Origin of the sequence: Nocardia sp. 348MFTsu5.1 (genome assembly GCF_000383535.1) — a bacterium.
GTDB classification, from domain to species: Bacteria; Actinomycetota; Actinomycetes; order Mycobacteriales; family Mycobacteriaceae; genus Williamsia; species Williamsia faeni.
Map to the genome: position 1 here is coordinate 45,561 of NZ_KB911525.1, position 22,100 is coordinate 67,660.

Annotated in this window: 20 protein-coding genes; 7 read left to right on the forward strand and 13 right to left on the reverse strand. The window is 63.2% G+C overall.

All coding sequences use genetic code 11. The annotated features are described in order from the left end of the window. Positions 1-14: 14 nt before the first annotated feature. Both H290_RS0124235 and H290_RS0124240 read left to right on the forward strand, forming a co-directional pair. Positions 15-647 (forward strand): TetR/AcrR family transcriptional regulator, encoded by a 633-nt coding sequence (locus H290_RS0124235; protein WP_020109445.1) that lies wholly within the window; start codon positions 15-17, stop codon positions 645-647. A gap of 55 nt (positions 648-702) precedes the next feature. Further along, positions 703-2,121, forward strand: coding sequence for an aldehyde dehydrogenase (locus H290_RS0124240; protein ID WP_020109446.1), 1,419 nt, complete (start codon positions 703-705; stop codon positions 2,119-2,121). A 219-nt stretch (positions 2,122-2,340) separates the two neighbouring features. Here the strand turns inward: H290_RS0124240 and H290_RS0124250 are convergent, their stop codons facing one another. Beyond that, positions 2,341-3,102: an SDR family NAD(P)-dependent oxidoreductase gene (locus H290_RS0124250; RefSeq protein ID WP_020109447.1), complete on the reverse strand. Its 762-nt coding sequence runs from the start codon at positions 3,100-3,102 to the stop codon at positions 2,341-2,343. A 75-nt stretch (positions 3,103-3,177) separates the two neighbouring features. Between H290_RS0124250 and H290_RS0124255 the strand changes: the two genes are divergently transcribed. The 3 genes from H290_RS0124255 (at position 3,178) to H290_RS0124265 (ending at position 7,217) form a co-directional block, all read left to right on the forward strand. Further along, positions 3,178-3,951 (forward strand): SDR family NAD(P)-dependent oxidoreductase, encoded by a 774-nt coding sequence (locus H290_RS0124255; RefSeq protein ID WP_020109448.1) that lies wholly within the window; start codon positions 3,178-3,180, stop codon positions 3,949-3,951. Between the two features lie 168 nt (positions 3,952-4,119). Then, on the forward strand, positions 4,120-5,511 hold the full coding sequence (locus H290_RS0124260) for an ABC transporter substrate-binding protein (RefSeq protein WP_231373827.1): 1,392 nt from the start codon (positions 4,120-4,122) through the stop codon (positions 5,509-5,511). A 317-nt stretch (positions 5,512-5,828) separates the two neighbouring features. Continuing rightward, positions 5,829-7,217: an ABC transporter substrate-binding protein gene (locus H290_RS0124265; protein ID WP_231373828.1), complete on the forward strand. Its 1,389-nt coding sequence runs from the start codon at positions 5,829-5,831 to the stop codon at positions 7,215-7,217. Positions 7,218-7,370: 153 nt separating this feature from the next. On the opposite strand, the gene H290_RS0124270 is transcribed toward H290_RS0124265, so the two are convergent. The 12 genes from H290_RS0124270 to H290_RS0124325 form a co-directional block, all read right to left on the reverse strand. Further along, positions 7,371-8,237, reverse strand: coding sequence for an SDR family NAD(P)-dependent oxidoreductase (locus H290_RS0124270; protein WP_020109451.1), 867 nt, complete (start codon positions 8,235-8,237; stop codon positions 7,371-7,373). Further along, complete coding sequence (locus H290_RS0124275; RefSeq protein ID WP_020109452.1) at positions 8,234-9,139, reverse strand: LLM class F420-dependent oxidoreductase; 906 nt, start codon at positions 9,137-9,139, stop codon at positions 8,234-8,236. The genes H290_RS0124270 and H290_RS0124275 overlap by 4 nt, the downstream gene beginning before the upstream one ends. Positions 9,140-9,183: 44 nt before the next feature. Further along, positions 9,184-10,725, reverse strand: a complete 1,542-nt coding sequence (locus H290_RS0124280) for an acyl-CoA synthetase (RefSeq protein WP_028463648.1) — start codon at positions 10,723-10,725, stop codon at positions 9,184-9,186. 30 nt (positions 10,726-10,755) lie between these two features. Then, positions 10,756-11,562, reverse strand: a complete 807-nt coding sequence (locus H290_RS0124285) for an NAD(P)-dependent oxidoreductase (RefSeq protein ID WP_036520132.1) — start codon at positions 11,560-11,562, stop codon at positions 10,756-10,758. Beyond that, on the reverse strand, positions 11,562-12,389 hold the full coding sequence (locus tag H290_RS0124290; RefSeq protein ID WP_020109455.1) for an NAD(P)-dependent oxidoreductase: 828 nt from the start codon (positions 12,387-12,389) through the stop codon (positions 11,562-11,564). Before H290_RS0124290 ends, H290_RS0124285 begins: the two co-directional genes overlap by 1 nt. A gap of 25 nt (positions 12,390-12,414) precedes the next feature. Next, a complete protein-coding gene (locus H290_RS0124295) occupies positions 12,415-13,317 on the reverse strand; it encodes an alpha/beta hydrolase (protein WP_020109456.1) in 903 nt (300 codons plus the stop codon). Continuing rightward, positions 13,314-14,984, reverse strand: a complete 1,671-nt coding sequence (locus H290_RS0124300) for an OB-fold domain-containing protein (protein WP_020109457.1) — start codon at positions 14,982-14,984, stop codon at positions 13,314-13,316. Before H290_RS0124300 ends, H290_RS0124295 begins: the two co-directional genes overlap by 4 nt. 85 nt (positions 14,985-15,069) lie before the next feature. Continuing rightward, entirely contained in the window at positions 15,070-16,434 is a 1,365-nt protein-coding gene (locus H290_RS0124305; protein WP_020109458.1) for a cytochrome P450, read from the reverse strand. Positions 16,435-16,484: 50 nt separating this feature from the next. Beyond that, complete coding sequence (locus tag H290_RS0124310; RefSeq protein WP_028463649.1) at positions 16,485-16,679, reverse strand: ferredoxin; 195 nt, start codon at positions 16,677-16,679, stop codon at positions 16,485-16,487. Between the two features lie 52 nt (positions 16,680-16,731). Next, positions 16,732-17,592 carry a mycofactocin-coupled SDR family oxidoreductase gene (locus tag H290_RS0124315; protein ID WP_020109460.1) on the reverse strand — a complete coding sequence of 287 codons (861 nt, stop codon included), beginning with the start codon at positions 17,590-17,592 and terminating at the stop codon, positions 16,732-16,734. Between the two features lie 71 nt (positions 17,593-17,663). Further along, complete coding sequence (locus H290_RS0124320) at positions 17,664-18,374, reverse strand: SDR family NAD(P)-dependent oxidoreductase (RefSeq protein ID WP_020109461.1); 711 nt, start codon at positions 18,372-18,374, stop codon at positions 17,664-17,666. Then, positions 18,365-19,171: a TauD/TfdA family dioxygenase gene (locus tag H290_RS0124325; protein WP_020109462.1), complete on the reverse strand. Its 807-nt coding sequence runs from the start codon at positions 19,169-19,171 to the stop codon at positions 18,365-18,367. Before H290_RS0124325 ends, H290_RS0124320 begins: the two co-directional genes overlap by 10 nt. Positions 19,172-19,389: 218 nt before the next feature. Between H290_RS0124325 and H290_RS0124330 the strand changes: the two genes are divergently transcribed. Then, entirely contained in the window at positions 19,390-20,892 is a 1,503-nt protein-coding gene (locus H290_RS0124330; protein ID WP_020109463.1) for an aldehyde dehydrogenase family protein, read from the forward strand. After that, positions 20,889-22,094 (forward strand): CaiB/BaiF CoA-transferase family protein, encoded by a 1,206-nt coding sequence (locus H290_RS0124335; protein ID WP_020109464.1) that lies wholly within the window; start codon positions 20,889-20,891, stop codon positions 22,092-22,094. The genes H290_RS0124330 and H290_RS0124335 overlap by 4 nt, the downstream gene beginning before the upstream one ends. The last annotated feature ends 6 nt before the right edge of the window (positions 22,095-22,100 follow it).

A 22,100-nucleotide genomic window follows, 5' to 3' on the forward strand; every position in this document is an offset into this window, starting at 1 on the left:
GTGTGGACAAGCGAATGAGTGAGGATGCGACCGGCGATCTGGCGAGCCGGATCGCCGAGCGCACCCTGGCCAAGCGGGGCGCGAACTATGCCGCAGAGGTACGCCGGTTGCTCGACGCCGCACTGGTTGTGATCCAGGAGCGGGGTACCGCATCGCGTCCGCGGGTGTCCGACATCGTGTCCGCCGCGGGGCTGTCGAATGAGGCATTCTATCGTCACTTTTCGTCGAAGGACGCGCTGGTGGCGGCCTTGCTGGAGGATGGCACCGAGCGATTGCGCACGTATGTCGGTCATCAGATGAGCAAGGAGCCCAGCCCGGAGGCCAAGGTGCGGCGCTGGGTCGAAGGTGTGCTCGCACAGGCCGTCGGGCGCACCGCGGATTCCACCCGCGCGGTGTCCTGGAATGCCGGTGGACTCGGCGAGGAAAGCATGCAGGGCCCGTTGTCGGCCAACGGGCCCATGGCGTCCCTGCTGTGGGAACCGTTTACCGAACTCGGCAGCGCCGACCCGGAATTCGATGCACAACTTGCAGCTCACGCCACGCTCGGCATGCTCGCCGACTACCTCTGGCGACGAGTTGAACCCTCGCCGGAAGATATCGACCACATCTACGAGTTCTGTCTGCGGACGGTTAGCCCGCGGGCATAGGTCGCAGGCTGCGCAGCAACACTTCCACCCCGACCAGCCAGAAGGATTATCAGACGTGCAGAAACTTGATCACTGGATCGGCGGCGCCTCTTCTGCGCCGTCAGCCGGTGAATACCTCGATGTCATCGATCCGGCAAGCGGCAACGAGGTTCGCCGGATTGCCAGTGGGAACGCCGCAGACATCTCGGCGGCGGTCGCCGCTGCCGAAGCCGCTGCCGAGGCCTGGCGGCAGGTGCCGGGGCTGGCCCGCGCCCGGTTGTTCTCCGATCTCGCGCGCGCGATGCGGGAGAACGCACAGGAACTGGCCGGGCTGGAGATCAGCGAGACCGGCAAGCCGGAGTCGGTGGCACTGGGCGAAGTCGAGGGTTCGGCAACCTACTTCGACTTCTATGGTGGCCTGATCGGGATGCCGATCGGCGAGACTCTCGACGTGGCACCGGATCAGCATGTCTACACGCGCCGTGAGCCGTTTGGTGTTGTCGGGGTGATCACGCCGTGGAATGTGCCGATCAACCAGGCAGCCAGGGCCTGTGCACCCGCGCTGGCTGCCGGCAACGTGGTGGTGGTCAAGCCTTCTGAATACACATCGTCGACCACGGTTCGTCTGGCGCAGTTGGCCTCCGAAGTCGGTTTTGCGCCAGGGGTGTTCAACGTCGTGCTCGGTGGAGGTGCGGGCGCTGGTGCTGCCCTGGTGCAGCATCCGTCGGTGGCGAAGGTTGCGTTCACGGGATCGGTGCCCACCGGCCGGGCGATCGGCAAGATCGCCGCGGAACGGATCATCCCTCTCACGCTGGAATTGGGTGGGAAGTCGGCGAACATCATCTTCGCCGACGCCGATCTTGATGCAGCAGTGGCGGGTTCGCTGCAGGCATTTACCGCCAACGCCGGCCAGGTCTGTTCGGCCGGCACCCGACTACTCGTGCATCGGTCGGTCCATGACGAGGTGGTGAAGCGGCTGGTCGATCGTGCCGCGAACGTGCGCGTGGGCCGCGACATCGGCCCGCTGATCACCCGGGACCAGTTCTCGCGGGTGCAGGAGTATTTCGCGGTCGCCGAATCAGACGGTGCGGTGGCTGCTGCCGGTGGCACGGTGTCTGCGGTCGCCCGCGAGACCGGTGGGTTCTACATCGATCCGACGATCTACACCGGCGTCGACAACACGGCACGGATCGCCCGCGAAGAGATCTTCGGACCCGTCGTCGTGGTGATCCCGTTCGACGACGACACCGAAGCTGTTGCGCTGGCCAATGATTCCGACTACGGCCTCGTGGCGGGTGTGTGGACGAAAGACGTCTCCCGCGCTCTGACGGTCAGCGACCGTCTGCGGGTAGGGCAGGTCTTCGTGAACACCTGGTCGACCGCATCGGTGCAGACCCCGTTCGGCGGCTGGAAAAATAGTGGCTACGGACGCGAAAAGGGTGTCGAGGCACTACATCACTATAGTCAGGTCAAGTGCGTCACGATCAAACTCTGACCCCACTCCGCCGAGCGTGCCCATCCAACCGCCGACCGTGCCGAACGCACCCAACAACCGCCGCCGAGCGTGCCCATCCAACCACCGACCGTGCCAAAATCGCCGCCGAGTGTTCCGAAGGTGTTGGGGCGCACGCATTTTCGGCACGTTCGACGGTAACGAGGGCACGCTCGACGGTGATTTCGGCACGCTCGACGGAGGTGGGGTGGGTGCGCTTGGTCAGCGCAAGTAGGTTCCGCCGTCGACGTTGACGACCTGGCCGTTGATCCAGGAACCGTCGTCGGACATCAGATACGCAACCATGCTCGATATATCCCGGGCTTCTCCGAGACGCGTGCTGCGGGTCTCGCGGAGCTTGTCCTCCAACATTTTTGGAGGGGCGCCCTGTTTGATCTCGTCGGTGAGGATGAGGCCAGGAGTGATGGCGTTGGCGCGAATGCCGTCTTTGCCCCAACCCGAGGCGATGTGGCGGGCCAGGGCATTGATGCCGGCCTTTGTGGCTGAGTAAGCGGGACGCTGGGGCTGACCGGCGAACGAGGCGACCGATGATGTGAAGACGATGGAGCCGCCGCCGCGCTTCAGCAGTTCGGGGATGCTGTGCCGGCTGACCAGCATGTGACCACGGAGGTTGACGGCGATGGTGCGATCCCAGATCTCGAGGTCGATGTCGACGACGTTGGTGTCTTTGGAGACCGCTCCCATGTCACCGGCGTTGATGTGGACGGCGTCGAGTCCACCGAAAGTTGCGACCGCGACCGCGATCAATTCCTTCACGGAATCGTCGTCGGAGATGTCGAACTGGGCGGCCACCGCGGTGCCGCCGGCCGCATTGATTTCGGCGGCGGTCTTCTCGGCACCCTCGGCATTGAGGTCACCGACGACAACTTTGGCGCCCTCTTGTGCCAACCTGCGCGCCGAGTCCGCCCCGAGACCGGTGGCGGCCCCGGCGACGATTACAACTTTGTCCTGCAGTCCCTGCATCAGCTGGCTCCTCGAGTGAACAATGCGGCGATTTAAGAATCACGCTCTACGTAACCAGAATGCTATTCTTGCCGAATGAACGCAACCCACGAATCCGGTGCTGGACTGGCTCAGCTTTTCTCACTGGAAGGCAAAGTTGCCCTGGTGACAGGTGGCAGTCGTGGTCTCGGCCGTGAGATGGTCTTGGCCTTTGCGAGGGCCGGTGCCGACGTCGTCATTGCCAGCCGCAAGCTGCCGGCCTGCGAGGAAGTGGCGCGAGAGGTGGAGGCGCTGGGCCGCAAGGCGCTGCCGGTTAGTGCTCACGTGGGCAAGTGGGAGGACGTGGACGCGCTGGTCGAGACGGCGTATGCGCACTTCGGAAAGATTGACATCCTGGTGAACAACGCGGGGTTGTCGCCGGTGGCGCCGTCCTCGGAAGAGACGAGCGAAGAGCTGTTCGACAAGGTGGTCGCGGTCAACTTCAAGGGGCCGTTCCGGCTCGGGTCACTGGTCGGTCGGCGCATGGCCGACGGTGACGGCGGATCGATCATCAACATCTCGTCGTCGGGTGCCATCTTTCCGGCGCCGAACTTCGGGCCCTATGCCGGGGCAAAGGCTGCGCTCAATACGTTGGCGGGTGTCTTCGGTCGCGAGTACGGGCCCAACGTGCGGGTCAATACGATCTCGGCAGGTCCGTTCCTGACGGATATCGCCAAATCGTGGGGCGACGACGCCCGGACCGGGTTGCGCAGTGCGGCAGGACGCCCCGGCGAGACGTCTGAGATCGTGACCACCGCGCTCTACCTGGCGAGCTCCGCATCGAGCTTCACGACATCGTCCTTCATTCGGGTCGACGGCGGGTTGTACTGACTTTTCTGGCTCGCTCGCGATTCCTTCGTTCAGCATATTCGCAGGTCAAGAAGCTTTGAGGCGCATTCCTTATTAACCTTGAAAGGATAAAGTTTCAAAGTGCTCCGCACCGATACCTCTCGGGGTTAAGCTCCCCGCAGCGGGGGGCACGACGGAAGAGGACCTGAGTTGAAAGTGCAACGCTTAGTGATAGCCGTGTCGGCTGCCGCGCTGCTTGTTGTCGCCGGATGTAGTAGTGACCGCGGCAGTGGAGACGGTGATGAGGGCGGCGGGGGCGGTGGGGGAACAGGGTCATCGGACACCGCGTCGAGCAGCTTCGGTTCGCTCACCGATGTCTGTCAGGAGGGTTCGGCCACTGGTGCTCCCACTCAGGGTGTCACCGACACCGAGATCAAGGTCGGTGTGTTCTCCGACGTGGGATTCACCAAACAACCCGAGTTCGTGGACGCAGCAAAGGTATTCACATCGTGGTGTAACGAGCTCGGCGGCATCAACGGCCGCACCCTGGTGGCCACCACCCGTGACGCGAAGCTGATGGAAACCCGCCAGCAGATGATCGCCGCCTGCCGCGAGGACTTCGCGCTTGTCGGCGGTGGCAGTGCGCTCGACGGACTAGGTGTCAAGGAGCGGCTCACCTGTGGGCTTCCGAGCTTCCCGGCACAGGTCGTACAGCCAACGGTGACCGGTTCTGATCTGCAGGTCTCCGCGTCACCCAGCCAGACAGCCGGTTACGACCCCTATTACCAGTTCCGGACCTGGCTGATGAAGGATGCCTACCCGGATTCGGCCAACGCCATCGGCATCATCAACGGTGACTCACCGCTGACCAAGAGCATTGGTGCGCAGGCCATCGAATCCACCGAGGCCGCCGGCGGAACCTTCGTCTACAACGACCTGTACCCCGCGATGGGCGTCTCGGACTGGACACCGTACGCACAAGCCATCAAGAGCAAGGGTGTGAAGGGCCTCATCTTCGAAGGCGACTTCAAGCAACTCGCCAAGCTCGAGAGTGTGCTCACCAGCATCGATTACAAGCTCGACTGGATCGACACCAACAACAACGCCTATGGCGACCAGTTCATCGAGCTGGCATCCGATTCGGTCGGCTATCAGAACAACTACCTCGACATGGGTGGCGTTGCGCCGCTGAACAGCGATGAGCCGGCCGTCACCGAGCTCAAGGCTCTGTACAAGAAGTACGCCCCGGATGCCCAGATCACCCTACCGGCCATCCGTGCGATGTCCGCCTGGTTGCTCTTCGCCAAGGCAGCTGCAAGCTGTGGCGATGACCTGACCCGCACCTGTGTCTATAATGCGGCAAAGGCCGAAACTGCTTGGACCGGAGGCGGTTTGACTGCGCCGCAGAACCTGGCGCAGACGACACCGCCGTCGCCCTGCTTCAACGTTCAGCAGGCCAAACCTGAAGGGTGGGAGGCCGCGGACTTCGGGCCCGATAACGGTCTCTACCGCTGCGACATCCCCGCGTACAAGTACACGCAAGACTTTGGCGCGCCGATGACGCTGGCTGATGTCGGCATGACGATGGCCGACATCAAGTAGTCTGTCGACATTACGTAGTCCGGCGAACTCGGGCTGATCACGATGTGATCAGCCCGAGTTCGTCTGGTTCATAACTGGATTGGGTATGTAGTTGGCCCAGCCGTGGTCGGGTCAGTTGAACAATCCCGATGACGCGAGGGGCACCGGTCGGGGTTGCCTCGCTGCGATTCCCGGGCTCCGCATATCAGCAGCTCAAGCGCCGGAAGGTCTCATTCCTCATTAACCTCGACAGGATATAGGTTTTCAAACTGCACCGCAGCGGTAACTCTCGGGGCTAAGCTCCCCGCTAACGGGGGGACGATGGAGGAGGACCTGAGTTGAAAGTGCAACGCTTAGTGATAGCCGTATCGGCTGCCGCGCTGCTTGTTGTTGCCGGATGTAGTAGTGACCGCGGCAGCGGTGACGGCGGCGACGGGGGTGGGGGTAGCGGAACTGCGTCGTCGGACACCGCGTCGAGCAGTTTCGGTTCGCTGACCGATGTCTGTCAGGAGGGTTCGGCCACCGGAGCTCCCACGCAGGGTGTCACCGGCACCGACATCAAGGTCGGCGTGTTCACCGACGTGGGATTCACCAAGCAACCCGAGTTCGTGGACGCAGCAAAGGTATTCACATCGTGGTGTAACGAGCTCGGCGGCATCAACGGCCGCACCCTGGTGGCCAATACCCGTGATGCCAAGCTGATGGAAACCCGCCAGCAGATGATCGCCGCCTGCCGCGAGGACTTCGCGCTTGTCGCCGGCGGTAATGCGCTCGACGGACTGGGTGTCAAGGAGCGACTTTCCTGTGGGCTTCCGAGTTTTCCTGCACAGATCGTGCAGCCAACGGTGGTCGGTTCTGATCTGCAGGTCCCAGCTGCACCGACCCGGACGGCCGGGTACGATCCCTACTTCCAGTTCCGGACCTGGCTATTAAAGGATGCCTACCCGGATTCGGCCAATGCCCTCGGCATCATCAACGGGGACTCTCCGCTGACCAAAAGCATTGGCGCGCAGGCCGTCGAATCCACCGAGGCCGCCGGCGGAACCTTCGTCTACAACGACCTGTACCCCGCGGCTGGGGTCTCGGATTGGACTCCGTACGCACAGGCCATCAAGAGCAAGGGCGTAAAGGGCCTCGAGTGGGCAGGCGACTTCAAGCAGCTCGCCAAGCTCGAGAGTGTGCTCACCAGCATTGGTTACAAGCTCGACTGGATCGACACGAACAGCAGCGCCTATGGCCAGCAGTTCATAGACCTGGCAAAGGATTCCGTCGGCTTCCAGACCAACTTGCTCGACATGGGTGGCGTCGCGCCGGTGAACAGCGACGGGCCGGCCATCACACAGCTCAAGGAGCTTTACAAGAAGTACGCCCCGGATGCCGAGATCACCATGCCGGCCATCCGCGCGATGTCCTCCTGGCTACTTTTTGCCAAGGCAGCGGCAAGCTGTGGCGATGACCTGACCCGCACCTGTGTCTACAACGCCTCCAAGGCCGAAACTGCTTGGACCGGAGGCGGTTTGACTGCGCCGCAGAACCTGGCGCAGCCGGTACCGCCGTCGCCGTGCTTCAACGTTCAGCAGGCGACACCGAAAGGGTGGGAGGCCGCGAACTTCAAGCCCGACAACGGTCCCTACCGCTGCGACATCCCCGCGTACAAGTACACGGCTGACTACGGCACACCGATGACTCTTGCTGATGTCGGCAAGACAATGGCTGACATCAAGTAGTCCGGCGAACTCGGGCTGATCACGATGTGATCAGCCCGAGGTTCGTCTGGTTCACAATCGAATAGCCAAAACAACTCGGACCGAACACAGTGTGATCGGTCCGAGTTCTTGTGGTTCATAACGGAAGTGGGCGTTATCGGCCCACCTGCGTGATCAGTCGGCGTTCACGTGGTTCATCACCGAATGGGGTGCGTAGTTCGCCCAACCGTGGTCGGGCCAGTTGAACCATCCCGATGAGGCGAGAGTGCCGCCGTCGGGGTGCAATGTGGTTCCGGTGATGTATTCCGACAGGCCGGAGGCGAGAAAGACCACGGAGTTGGAGACATCGGTGACGTGACCGACCCGGCCCATCGGAATCGCGATCCGGGCGCCGGTCGGGGTCGCCATCGCCGGTGTTTCGCCACTGCGGGCGAGCTTTTCGAGGCTGGGTGTCGGCACGAAGTCGGGGGCGATGTTGTTGACCCGGATCCGATCCGGGGCGAGCTCCACCGACAGCGTGCGAGCGAACTGTTCCACGGCGGCCTTCGCGGCCGAATAAACCGCGAAGCCCGGTGCCGCGCGATGCGCCTCGATGGTGGTGATGTTGATGATGCTTCCCCCGCGTCCGCCCGCCTGCATCCGCGGAACTGCCAGGGAACACGCATGAAAGACATGGAGAAGGTTGGTGCGCAAGAGCGCATCCCAGCCCTTCGGTTTGCTCTCGACAAACGGCGTGCGGAAAGTTCCGCCGACGATGTTGACGAGGGTGTCCAATCGTCCCCACTGGTTGTCCACAGCTGTGAACAATGCGGCCAGGGTATCAGGGTCCCGTGCATCTCCGTGGTGCACGATCGCCTCGAAGCCGCCGTCGGACAGGCTCTTTCGCAGTGCCTCGACGGCGGTGGGATCGATGTCGATGACGGCGATCCGAACCCCGTTGGCAACGAGGTCGGCCGCGATACTCTCACCGAGACCGCCGGCACCGCCCGTGATCACAGCAACGGTGCCCTCGAGGCGGGCGCGTTCTTCGAACCAGGTCATGACAGGTAGGTCGAGCCGAAGGCGTCGAGGAACTCAGTGGTATCGCTGTACGACGACCCGCTCGGGTGGGACACCACAATCCAGGTGACACCGGCCTTTTCGAGCTCGGCAAAGTTCTCGCGATGACGGTCGGCATCGACCGCTGGCGTCGGCAGTCCGTCGGCCTGATACGAGTAGAGAACGTCGATCGGTTCGGTGCGTCCGGCGGCTGCGGCGGCGTCGCGCATCTCCGAGATCTTGACACCCAGTTCCGAACTGGTACCCAGCTCCGGAGTGCGTGCCGTGGAGCTGAGTTGCGCACCACCGGACATCGGCATCCAGCCCTGTGCGCGCTCGGCGACGCGGCGACGACTCAGCTTGGAGTTTCCGCCGACCCATATCGGGATCGGGTCCTGTACGGGGCGGGGCAGCGACCTCACGTCGCGGGCATCGAAATGCAAACCCTTGTAGCTGAACGCCTCACCACTCCAGTGCAGCGGGAGAACATCGAGAGCCTCGTCGAATAGTGCGTTGCGTTCGTTGATGTCGACGCCGAGCGCAAAAAATTCGCTCTTCTGGTAGCCGGTGCCCAGGCCCAGGATCAAGCGACCACCCGACAAGGTGTCGAGCGTTGACGCCGACTTGGCCAGCGACAACGGGTTACGGTACGGCGCGACCGCCAGATAGGTGAGGACCTTGATCCGGCTGGTGGCAGCGGCGACAAAACTCAGCGCCACAAAAGGATCCACCGTTTGATGTCCACCGGTATTCAGCCACTTGGCGCCGGGGATCGGATGCTCACTCAGCGACAAACCGTCGAATCCGGCCTTTTCCACCGCAACCGCGACATCGGTCAACGGTCCGGCCGCGAAGAGGTTGGCCTCGGGGCCGTTGGGCTCTGGATAATGGAAGATGAATCGCATCGTAACCTCGGTCTACTCGTTGGTGGACTAGCTCGGATTGCCGGTCAGAGGATGAGGCTGTCGCGCCCATCCCAGTACTGTTCGCGGAGCCGCCGCTTGTACAGTTTGCCGTTCGGGTCACGCGGCAGTTCGGCGACGAAGTCGACGCTGCGTGGACACTTGTAGGTCGCGAGCTCGCCTCGGCAAAAAGCGATGAGGTCGGCCGCCAGCTGATCCGAGCCGGCTTCCGGATCCACCAACTGCACAACGGCTTTGACGGATTCTCCCATCTCCTCATCGGGTACCCCGATGACGGCCACATCGGCGATCGCCGGATGAGAGGCGAGTGTGTTCTCGGTTTCCTGCGGATAGATGTTCACTCCGCCGGAGATGATCATGTGGGCTTTGCGATCGGTGAGGTACAGATATCCCTCGCTGTCGAGATACCCCATGTCGCCGATCGTTCGCCAGCCGTGGGCGTTCGCCACGGACGCGGTCTTCTCCGGATCGTTGTGATATTCGAATGGACGGCCGCCTTCGAAATACACGACACCGGATTCACCCGCCGGCAATTCGTTGCCGTTCTCGTCGACGATGTGGCAGGTCTGCAACGGTCGGCCGACCGAACCCGGATGAGCCAGCCATTCGGTGGCGGTGATCGCGGTGGCCCCGACATCTTCGGTGCCCGAGTAGTACTCGCTGATGATCGGACCCCACCAGTCGAGCATTTGCCGCTTCACGGCAACCGGACACGGTGCGGCCGAATGCATGACGCTGCGCAGGCTCGACAGGTTGTACCGCTCACGCTCGGCGGCCGGTAGCCGGAGCATTCGGACGAACATGGTGGGTACGAACTGCGCGTCTGTGACGCCGTACTGCTCGATCAGTTCGAGGCATCGACGAGGATCGAAGCTTTCCATCACCACGACGGTGGCTCCGGCCCGATGCCAGGACATCGAAAAGATCAGTGGTGAGCCGTGATAGAGCGGTGCCGGTGACAGATAGACGACATTGCCGCTGGAGCTGCGGTCAAGCATGCCCTTGGCGATGAGCACCGGAGCCGACGTGGGATCTCCGAAGGGCGTTCCCGGCAGCGGTTTCCGAACGCCTTTGGGGCGCCCGGTGGTGCCGGAGGAATACAGCATCTCGCGGCCCTCGCACTCATTCTCGAGTGGAGATCCCGCGGTGGTGGCCAAGACGTCGTCGTACGATTCGAAGCCGTCGATCTCGCCGGCACCGGCAAACTTCGCGCGTAGCCGGGACAGGTCGAGATCGGCGACAACATCGGCGACCGACTCACTCGCGACGAGTGCCAGCGCACCGCAGTCATCGAGGACGTACTGCACCTCGTCGGTACGCAGATGGCGGTTGATGGCCGTGTAGTAGAGTCCCGAACGCTGTGCTGCCCAGGTGATCTCGAGAAATGAGCTGGTGTTCTCCATCAGGATCGCGATGTGATCACCCGGCTGCAGCCCTCGCTCACGCAGGGCGCGCGCAAACCGGATCGACCGGTCCTCGAGTTGGGCGTAGGTGACAACCTCGCCACTGATGCCCATCACGATGGCCGGCGCCTGTGGCGTCAGTCTCGCGTGGTGACCTGGTGTCATCTCCATGGGGTTGTCCTTGCTCGTGTCGGATCAGGGTTTGACTGATCCGAGTTGGTCACCGATCACTTCGTCGATCACTCCGAGTTGCCCGCCGAGTTCGAGGGCGACCGCGCGGACAACGCTCACGTCTTTACTGACGAATTCGCCGACGGCGTCGCTGAACGCGGCAACCGATCCGCGTGCCGAAACCCCGGCCAGCGCACGGCTGTTGGAGCTGGCGTGGGGGAGAGCGCTGAGCAGCGTGGATTCGTCGACGCCGAGTTCGGCACCGAGGCGAACGCCTTCGCGCAGCAATCCGATCTGCGCCGCAAACAATGCGTTGTTGACCAGTTTGACCCGCTGACCGGTGCCGATGGCCCCGACGTGGAGGATCGGTTCGGCGTAACTCTGCAAGGCCGGGCGGATGCGGTCGACGGTCTCGGTGTCGCCGCCGACGAAGAGGGTGAGGTCGCCGGCCGCGATGTTGTGCGGACCGCCACTGACCGGTGCATCGGCCACCTGGACACCAAAAGCTCTGGCGCGCTCGGAAATCAGCTCTGCGGTGACCGGGCTACCGGTGGTGTGCAACACCAATGCCGAACCCGGACGCATCGACGCGATCAGCGGACCCTGGAGGCAGATGTCGCGTACCTGATCGTCGGTGAACACGCAGACGGTCACGATATCGGCGTCAAAGGCGATCTCACTGATGTCGGTGACCGCCTCGGCGCCGGCTTCGGTGACGTCGCCACGCGACTGGTCGTTGCGGACGAGGGCACGCACCTGATGGCCGCCGCCGACGAGGCGGCGAACCATGGGGAGTCCCATCCGGCCGGTGCCGACAAATCCGACGCGCATCATGAGTCCTGTCGTGGGTAGTTCATCTGGGCGAGGGTGGCGTCGGCTGCATCCAGAACAGAACCGACCGTGGCGCCGGCGGCGTCGGCAAGGCTTGCGCTCAATGTGACGTCCTTGCGGAGCAATTCGCCGGCATGCCCGGCGATCTGGTCCAGAGATCCCGCGGTGGCGGTGATCCGGCCCAGGGCAAAGCTGTTCCCCGATCCGCGGGCCAGAACCTCGGCCAACCGCACGGGGTCGACGCCGAGCTTTTCGCCGAGTGCCATGGTGCTGGACGCGGTGGACAGGTTGGCGGTGAACAGCAGATTGTTGAGCAGCTTGGTGACTTCACCGGCACCGATGCCACCAAGGTGCACAACGGGATTCCCGTACGTTTCGAAGACCGGCCGCACGCGGGCGACAACGTCGTCGTCGCCGCCGACCATGACCAGCAGCGTTCCGGCCGCAGCGCCCATCCCGCCGCCGCTGACCGGTGCGTCAACCAGTGAGATGCCCTGCGCGGCAGCCTTCTCGGCCAATTCGCGGCAGGTGTCCGGATGGACGGTCGAGTGCACTGCAATGACGCCACCAGCGCTCATGCCACGCAGGATGCCCTGCTCGCCATCGATGACTTCTCGGACGTCTGCGTCGTTGACGACGCATACACAGGCAAGGTCGCTGGCCGCACCGAGTTCGGTGGGAGAACCGGCAATCTTCGCCGCGGTGTCACTGTACGGTTCGAGCGACTCCGGGCGCCGGGCCCACAGGGTCGTCTCGTATCCGGCTTCGACGATCCGGCGGGCCATCGCGCCGCCTTGGCTGCCGAGGCCGATGAATCCGACTCGCATCGTTACTCCTTCTGCTTGAAAGTGCTCAGTATCGGGGACGTTTTGCGTCATCGACGCACTCTTCGACAAACGACAAGATATTCAAGTGGTAGGCCATCGCGGTGTAGCCGAGGCTCAGGTTATGGCCACCGTCGAACTGCTGTTCCACCTCGACCCGCGGCGACATGCTGAACAGCGCCCCGATGTCGTGGAGCGCGTCGGGGTCGTTGCGCCAGACGTTTTCGAACTCACCGGCGGTGAAGTGCACCGGAATCCGGATCTGCGCGGCGAGGTCGGGGAAATTCATTCGCGGCCAGTCCCGGACCACCTCGTACTCGTACTTCGGGCCGGACGCGGAAATCGGTCCTCCGCCAGACAGTTCCGGTGGGTAGAGCCGCGCGGGATTCCACAGCAGCTCGCGAACACCGGCGCCATCAGGCTTGATCCCGCCTTTGCCCCGGGGTACCAGGACCGATGCGGCCTTGGCCTGATGTTCGGTTCCGGTTCCCGAGAGCTCGATGCCCAGGAGGTCACGGCCCCGGACGTCGGCGGCCATCCGCACACCCAACTCGCATCCCACGGAGTGGGCCAAGATGAAGATGCCCGCACCCCGCGATCGTGAACCGAGGTGGGCTTCAACTGCGGCATAAGCCCAGTCGACGCGCTGCTCCGCGGTGGTGAACCGGTCGACGAAGTCAAACGACGCTTCGTATCCCGGACGGTCCAGGGCCAGAACGGTATAACCGTTCGCGGCCCCGGCTCGCAGAAGCGAGTGCCGTGGGAATCCGGGGCAGTCGTAGTAAGCCGCCTTGGATGCCCCACCGTGCAGTGCCACGATCACACCGCGAGGATTCGGTACTGCGAGAAGCAAACTCGACGACGGGGTCCCATCGACGTCGACTATCTGAGCGACCGGTACGTCAACCGTGTCCGTCTCTACGACCGTCACGGGGCCGACCTCAGCAACATCACGCCGCCGGGGGTGAGCCCGCCGCTGCTGACGACGGCGGTGGCGGCACCGGGCACCTGGCGTTCGCCGCCCTCACCACGCAACTGGGTGATCGCCTCGTGGACCAGTCCCATGCCGTGGGTTCGGCCGTGCGACAACTGACCACCGTGGGTGTTGAGTGCGACCTCGCCGCCGATGGAAATGTTCTTACCGCCGTCGAGGAAGTCCTTGGCCTCGCCGATCTCACAGAAGCCGAGCGCTTCGATCCACGACAGACAGTTGAAGGTGAAACCGTCATAGAGCTCGGCGACATCGATATCGCTCGGGTGCAACGAGGTTCGTGTCCACATATGGGCAGCGGGACCGAGAACCTGCGGTTCATGGGTCAACGTGCTCTGGTCCCACTCGATGCGTTCCATGATTTGCGTGCCGACGGCTTCGACGTAAATCGGAGGTTTGGCCAGGTCTTTGGCGGCGTCTTTGGCCGAGACGATGACGGCGACCGATCCGTCGCAGGGCACATCGCAGTCGAAGAGACCGAAAGGCGTGGTGATGGTGCGGGCCGACAGGTAGTCGTCCATCGTCATCGGATCGCGGTAGATGGCAGTGGGATTGAGCGCGGCATTCTTTCGCTGGTTCAGGGCGATCCAGCCGAGTGTCTCCCGGGTCGTCCCGTACCGGTGAAAATGTCGCTGCGCATTCTGCGCCAACGTGTGCGCCGCGGAGATGCCGCCGAACGGCATCATCCAGCTGTTGGTGCGACCGCCGCCACCGGGCGGAGAGACCTTGCCCTGCTTCATCAGTTCGTTGTGCGTGGATTCCCACAGGGTGCGGAAGCAGAGCACGTGGGTGGCCATGCCGCTGGCAACCGCCATCATCGCGGCGATCACGGAACCACCGGGACCGAAGGTCTCCATGCCGCCGTTGTACCAGCTGGGCCGAATGCCCAGGGCCGCTTCGACTCCCATGACGCCAGTACCTTCGCCGAAACCTCCGACGTTGCCGGGGCCCGGATAGCTGGAGATGCCGTCGATGTCGTCGATCGTCAGGCCGGCGTCGGCGATCGCACGCTCGCAGGCGGTGATTGTCAGCGACATCGGCGAAACCATCAGGCGCCGACCGATTTCGGACATGCCGATACCGGTCAAGGCGACTTTGTCCTCGAACTTCTCCGAGGTGGCCCTCGATCGCACATGCAGGCCGATATCTTGTGGCTCGATCTCGTCGTGTGGCGCTGCGGCGGGCTGCTCGCCCTGGTCGGCGGCGGGGCGGAACAGTGGGTACCAGACGTCTTCTTGGTTCTCGAAAACGACCTCCATCCGCATCCCGAGCTCGAGCTCGGCAGGGTCGCATTCAACAGCGTTGGTGGTCAACCGGATTCGCGAATCCTCTTCGAGTGCAACCTGGGCCACCACGTACGGGGCGGGCATACCGGGCAGACTGAATCGCTCGTTGAGTGTGAACCCGATAAGGGTGGCATAGCCGGAGACATCCCGGGGTGCAAGTTCACGACCGCGGCAGTAGCGGCAGACCGGCTGTGGTGGATGGATCAGCGATGAGCAGCTCTGACACTCCTGAATACGTAACACGCCATCGGAACCCGACGTCCAGAAGAACTCGGTCTCGCTGGTGAGTAACGGCAGAGGACGTTTCGTCTTGTCGGCCACGGTGCCTCCTTGTTGGTATTACGACAGCGACCGCCACGCCTGCATCAGCGTGGCGGTCACTGCCAGATCAGTTGTTCTGTGCCGACTATCCGGCTGCTTCAGCGCGCGCCTTCGCGACGACTGCAGGCTCTGCCAGACGTGTGTCGTCGACCAGCTTCTGCAGCCGGACGAGGGTGGCGTCGAAGCCGTCGCCGATCCGCTCACCCGGAGTGAAGTCTGCCGGCAGGTGACGCATGCCCTGGATGACACCGATGGTGTCGTAGTGGACGGTGGCCTCCGGGTCACACTTGTAATCCGGAAGGCGGTCGAGCACTGCGAGTAACATGCGCTTGAAGACGGTCCGGGCGACATTGGATCCGGCGCAGCGATGCAGCCCGAGTCCGAAGCTGTAGTGCCGGTTGGCATGCCGGTCGAGAATTACCTCGTTGGGATCGTCGAACACCTCGGGATCGCGGTTGGCCATCGCCCACGAGAGCCACAACCGGTCGCCTTCCTTGAACTCTTTGCCCTCGATCTCGATGTCCTCGGCGACCGTACGCCCGTCACCGGGTGCCGGGGTGTAATAGCGCAGGAACTCCTCGGTGGCGGAGTCGAGCAGCTCATCTCGATCGTCGCTGAGGGTCTTGCGCGCTTCCGGATTCTCCGAGAGCCATTCGAGTGCGTGTGCGGTCAGTGCCGTCGTGGTGTCAAAGCCACCGCCGATCAGAAGACCGAGGTTGCCGAAGATCTCCATGTCAGGCAATGGTTCGCCATCGAGCCGGGCCTCCGCCAGAGCGTTGATCAGGCCCGGACGTGGGTTCGCCTTGATCTCTGCGAGATTGGCGAACAGATCGGCACCCATGGTCCGGTGCATCTCGTTGACCCGTGCGATATCCGGGGAGTCTGGCGGGGTGTAGACGGCAGCATGAACCGGCTCGTTGTAGAGCGTCCACTTCTCCAGCGGGATGCCCATCATGCCCAGGGTCAGGACCGCGGGCACGATGTTGGCGAGCTCGTCGACGAAGTCGATACGTCCCGACTCGATCTTCTCGTCGAGGCATGCATGCACGACCTCGTCGATGAACGGGATCCACGCCTTCACCGCAGCCGGTGAGAGGTACGGGTTCAGGATGCCACGGTAGATCTTGTGTTCGGGATCGTCCATTTCCAGGATGCCGCCACGAAGACCGTTGGCGCGCTCCGGGGTTGGGATCGAGATGCCCTTGTATCCCGAGCCGTCACCGGTCACGTCGTGGTCGGTGGAGATCACCGGGCAACGGGCGAGTTCGAAGACCTCTTTGTTGCCCGCGGCAACCCAATGGCCGCCGTAGGTGTCACTCCAGGCAACGGGGCACTCTGACTGCATCTTCTGCGTGACTTCTTCGAACTCGTCCCGATAGTGCGCAGCGTGTCGTTCGAATTTGAATCTAGGTGACTTGCGAGCGTCGTGGGTGACGTCGTCAACGGTCATGGGCGCCGTCCTTTCTCAGGTATGCGGGGCTACCGAATAGCCGGGGGCTGCTATTCGGTGATGGAGATTGCTCGTTCCGGGCACGAGGCGAACGCTTCGCGAACGCTCTTCTCATGCTCGGCCGGCACATCTTCGGTGATGGCCTGCGAATGACCGTCAATGTCATCCAATTCGAACGATTCGGGCGCGATCATCGCACAAAGCGTGTGGCCCTGGCACTTGTCTGCGTCGACGTGCACCTTCACTGTGAATCTCCTCGGGTAGTTGAAAAGCGGGCTGGGATAGGGGGTCCGGCGATCAGAAGTGGACGCCGTACCACTTCAGGTAGCCGCCGCCGTCGACCCGCTGCTGCGTGCCGGTGACGTAGCGGGATTCGTCAGACGCGAGGAACAGCACCATGTTGCTGATATCGACGGGCTCGATGAACGGGATCTTCATCGCCTGCTGTACACCGAACACGGGCTCGGCGTCTTCGCGCGTCGGATGCTCCAGGTCGGGGCGGAATGAACGGTACATCGGTTCGCTCTGGAGCATGGGGGTATTGCAGTTCGTCGGGTGAATCACGTTGGCGCGGATGCCCTCCGGGGCGATGTGCAGCGCGAGATTGTGGATGAAGTCGGTCAGGGCGCGCTTGGAGTAGACGTACGCCGTGCCACCGGGATCCTTGCCGGGCTCATCAACCTTGCTGGTGTCCATCAGCGCCGCGGTGGAACCGGTGGCGATGATCGAAGCACCTTCTTTGAGGTAGGGCAGAGCCAGGGTCACCGCGTTGATGGTTCCCACGAGGTTCGTGTTGATGACGTCGGTGAAGGACTGCCACCGGGGCTCGCCCTTCATGCCGGCGATACCTGCCTGTGCCACAACGATGTCGAGCCGGCCGAGCTCGGCGACACCCGTCTCGATTGCAGCCTTGACCTGAGCCGCGTCGCGGACGTCGGCCTGCACGGTCACGATGCGACGATCGTGCTTCTCGACCAGTCTGGCTGTTTCTGCGAGGTCTTCCGGGGTTGCCATCGGGTAACCGATGGTCTCGAAATCGGTGCAGTAGTCGATGGCAATGATGTCTGCGCCCTCTTCGGCCAGACGCACAGCGTGGCTGCGGCCCTGCCCTCGTGCTGCTCCCGTGATGAACGCGACTTTGCCCTCTACACGACCCATGGTGAATGCCTTTCAAATTTCTTCAGCTGCTGGAAACGATCAACAACGGCGGGTGGCGCCGATGCGCTTGCTTAGGTGTTGCGGCCGCCGTTGACGCCCAAGATCTGTCCGGTGATGTAGCTGGCGTCCTCGGAGATCAGGAAGGCGCACGCGTTGGCGATGTCTTCGGGCCGTCCGACACGGCGCACCGGAGTGCGGAGGATGTGGTCTTCGACGGTGCCGCCAAGACGCTTCTGGCCCTCGGCGCTGCGCAGGAGCGGGGTGTCGACGAAGCCCGGCGGTACCGCATTCACGGTGATGCCGACCTGGCCGAGTTCGAGCGCGAGCGACTTGGTGAGCCCGTTGACCGCGGACTTGGCCGAGACATACGCGGCCATGTACGGCTGGCCCGAATGCGCGCTGGACGACGAGATGTTGACGATCCGGCCCCACTTGGCTTTCAGCATGTCCGGCAACGCGGCCTGGATGCAGTGGTAGGTGCCGTGGAGATTGACCTCGTGGATCTTCTTCCACTCGTCGAAGTCGAGGTCGACAAAGCGGCCGAAACTGTCGATGCCGGCAGCGTTGACCAAGATGGTGACGGGACCGAGGGTCTCGCGAACCTCCGCCAACGCAGCGTCGATCTGCTCACGGCTGGTGATGTCGACGGTGTAGGAGTTCTTCTCTTCGCTTGGTGTCCGGTCGAAGGAGGCGACGTTGTAGCCGTCGGCGACAAGTCGCTCGACCACAGCGCGACCGATGCCGGAGCTACCGCCGGTGACAACTGCTGTTTTCACGCCCATGCCTCGCTGCCGGCCATCGTCGTCCGGTGCATCTCGCGTTCCGAGCTGGGGTCATACGGCAGTGCGCGATGCAGCATTCCGGTGTTGTCCCAGATCACCACGTCGCCGACCTGCCATTCGTGGGTGTAGGAGAAGCGCTCCTGCGTGGTGTACGCGAGCAGTTCGTCGAGCAGCTCGCGGCTCTCTTCAGGACGCATTCCGACGATGTGATCGGCGGTGGCGCCGATGACCAGCGACCTGCGGCCGTCCTTGCGGTCCCAGACCAGCGAGGTCTCGTGGGTGGGCAGTTTGCGCCAGCCGGCGAGCATGTCGGCGGGCGGATCCGGATGGACCAGTCGCTGGGCGGCTTCGAAGCTGTGGACCACGCGGAGACCTTCGTAGCGCTTGCGCTCGTTGTCAGACAGGCTCTCGTACGCGGCGTAGGTGCTGGCGAACTCGGTGCCGCCGCCAACCATTGCCGCGTGCTTGCAGGTCAACATCGTTGCCTTGGCGGGAATGTCGTTGGTGGTGTCGTCGATGTGCCAGAAGAGCGTGCCCTTGAGGTACTCGGCAGAGCGGGACTTCTCGGGGTTCAGTGAGACCACAAAAACCTCTTTGCCGCCCGGGGCCAGAACCGTGCCGAGCTTGCGGCTGAACGCAACCTGCTGCTCGTCGCTGAGATTCAGGCCACGGATGAGGAGGACACCCCGCCATTTGAGTGCTTCGAGGCACTGTGCGGCCACCACATCGTCGAGCAGGTCTTCGACGCCATGGACCTGAACTCCCAGTGCGGGGCTGAGGGCTGTTGTCTCAATCACAAGAATCTCCCTTTCTATTTGCGAGAACGATACTCTCGAAATGTAGCAGTCTGCAAGAGTCTGATGCGTTTGCTCTGCGTCTTTTGCCCGTTTCGCTGCCCGGGGTCTGCCCGTAGCCGGGTAGGCGCGCGCCGGAAATGTTGCTACAGTCCGTTTAAGGCGAATGTGGCGTTGGTCATATTTGAGAATGAAGTTTTCACAGATTTTGAGGAGGCGCAATGCCAGCCCAGGAAGCAGTGGTAGCCGGTGGAGGAACCGACGTGAATGGTGGAGGTGTCCGTAAGCGTCTGCTGATCGGCGGCAAGTTGGTGGCACTCGACAAGGAGTTCGCATCGCTCAACCCGGCCACCGAAGAGGTCTACGGCTATGCCCCTGACGCCGGTGTGAACGAGGCCAAGGCGGCGATCACCGCTGCACGTCAGGCATTCGACCACACCGACTGGTCCACCAACACCGAGCTCCGACTCAAGTGCCTCGACCAGTTCCATCAGGCAATGCTCGACCACTCCGAAGAGCTGCGCGAACTGACCATGGCGGAGGTCGGGGCCCCGCGGATTCTCACGCACGGCAATCAACTCGACGTTCCGATCGGGATCATCAAGTTCTACGCGGATCTGCTGCGTGAGTACCCCTTGACCGAGGACCTCGGCGAGATCGAGATCAATGGCCAGAAGCATCGCCGCTGGGTGGAGAAGGAAGCCGCCGGTGTGGTCTCGGCCATTGCCGCATACAACTATCCGACGCAGCTCGCTCTCGCCAAGCTCGTTCCCGCCCTGGCCGCCGGGTGCACGGTGATCCTCAAGGGCGCTCCGGACACTCCACTGCTGACCCTCGCCCTCGGTGAACTGATCGCCGAGCACACCGACATCCCGGCCGGCGTCGTCAACGTCCTGTCCTCGACGGAGGTCGCGGTCGGAGAGGTGATGACCACACATCCAGATGTCGACGTTGTGACCTTCACCGGATCCACCCCGGTTGGCCGCCTGATCATGGCCGCCGCGGCCGACAGCCTCAAGCGCGTGTTCCTCGAACTCGGCGGCAAATCGGCACTCATCGTGCTCGACGACGCAGACCTGCAGACAGCCGCCCAGTTCGCGGCGTTCAGCATCTGCTCGCATGCCGGCCAGGGCTGCGCGCTGACCAGCCGACTGCTCGTCCCGCGTGAGAAGCACGACGAGATCGTCGCGATGGTCGCAGCGATGATGAAGCGGGTCACGTTCGGTGATCCAACGAACCCGAAGACCTACATGGGGCCTTTGATCAGCGCGAAGCAGCGCGACAAGGTCGATGGAATGGTGCAGCGGGCCGTGACCGCCGGCGCAACGCTGGCATTCGGCGGCGAGTCGGTGAGCCCCGGCTACTTCTACAAGCCGACTCTGCTGGCGAACGTGGATCCGTCCAGCGAGATCGCCCAGGATGAGGTCTTCGGGCCGGTCCTGGCAGTGATCCCGTTCGACGACGACGAGCACGCCGTCCAGATCGCGAACGATTCGCAGTTCGGTCTGTCCGGCGGTGTCCTCAGTGCCGATGAAGACCGCGCACTCGCGATCGGTCGTCGGATCCGTACCGGAACGTTCAGCATCAACGGCGGCAACTACTTCAGCGCCGACGTGCCATTCGGTGGGTACAAGCAGTCGGGCCTCGGCCGTGAGATGGGTGCACCCGGACTCGAAGAATTCCTCGAGATCAAGTCCTTCGCAGCTCCGGTGGCCGCATCGTGAAACCACTCGAAGGGATCCGCGTCCTCGAGGTCGCGATGTACGGCTTCGTCCCGTCGGCCGGTGCCGTGCTCTCCGATTGGGGTGCCGAGGTCATCAAGATCGAACATGCCGTGACCGGTGATCCGCAGCGCGGATTGCGTCAGACCGGCACGATGGTTGTCGTGGGCGACCCCAACCCGAATGTCGAGCACGCCAACCGCGGCAAGCGGAGCCTCGGCCTGGACATGTCCGTCCCGGAAGGCAAGGAAGTCCTGATCGAACTGATCAAGAAGGCCGATGTCTTCCTGACCAGCTTCCTGCCCGATCACCGCGTCAAATTCGGGATCGACGTCGACGACGTCCGGGCGATCAACCCGAACATCATCTACGCCCGCGGCAGTGCCCTGGGGCCCCGCGGCGAAGAGTCGAATCGCGGCGGGTACGACATGACCGCATTCTGGTGCCGCGCCGGTACGGCCGCAACGGTCACGCCGCCCGGAACCAAGGGCATGATCGCGCCTCCGGGACCGGCGTACGGTGACACGATCTCGGGTACCAACCTGGCCGGTGGCATCGCCGCAGCGCTGCTCAAGCGGGAACGTTCCGGCGAGCCCTCGGTGGTCGACGTTTCTCTGCTCGGTAGCGGAATGTGGTCGATGGGCCATGGCATCGCGTTGTCCGCGCATCTGAAAGAGCCGATGGTTGCACCGGTTCCGGGTGTGCATGGTTCGCCGGTGAACCCGCTGACCGGTGTCTACGAGACGGCCGACGGCCGGTACATCTCGTTCATCATGATGCAGCCGTCGAAGTTCTGGGCGGATGTCTGCCGGCATATCGAGCGTCCGGAACTCATCGACGATCCGCGATTCGCCACGGGCAAAGACATCTCTGCCAATACCGAAGCCGCGGTGGCGATCCTGCGAGAGGCGATCAAGGGCCGCACGCTCGAAGAGTGGACCCCACGCCTCAGCACACTCGCGGGCCCCTGGGCGCCGGTGCAGGACTCGTACCAGGTCAGTGCGGACCCCCAGGTCCGGGCCAACGACTACTACGTCCAGGCCGGCGAGATCGAATTGGTGTCCACCCCGGTCCAATTCGATGTGACTGCGACGACGACCTCTGCTGCTCCGGAGTTCGCCGCCAACACAGACGAGATCCTCTTGGAAATCGGGCTGGACTGGGAGCGCATCATCGAACTGAAAACCGCCGGCGCGGTCACCTAGGTAATA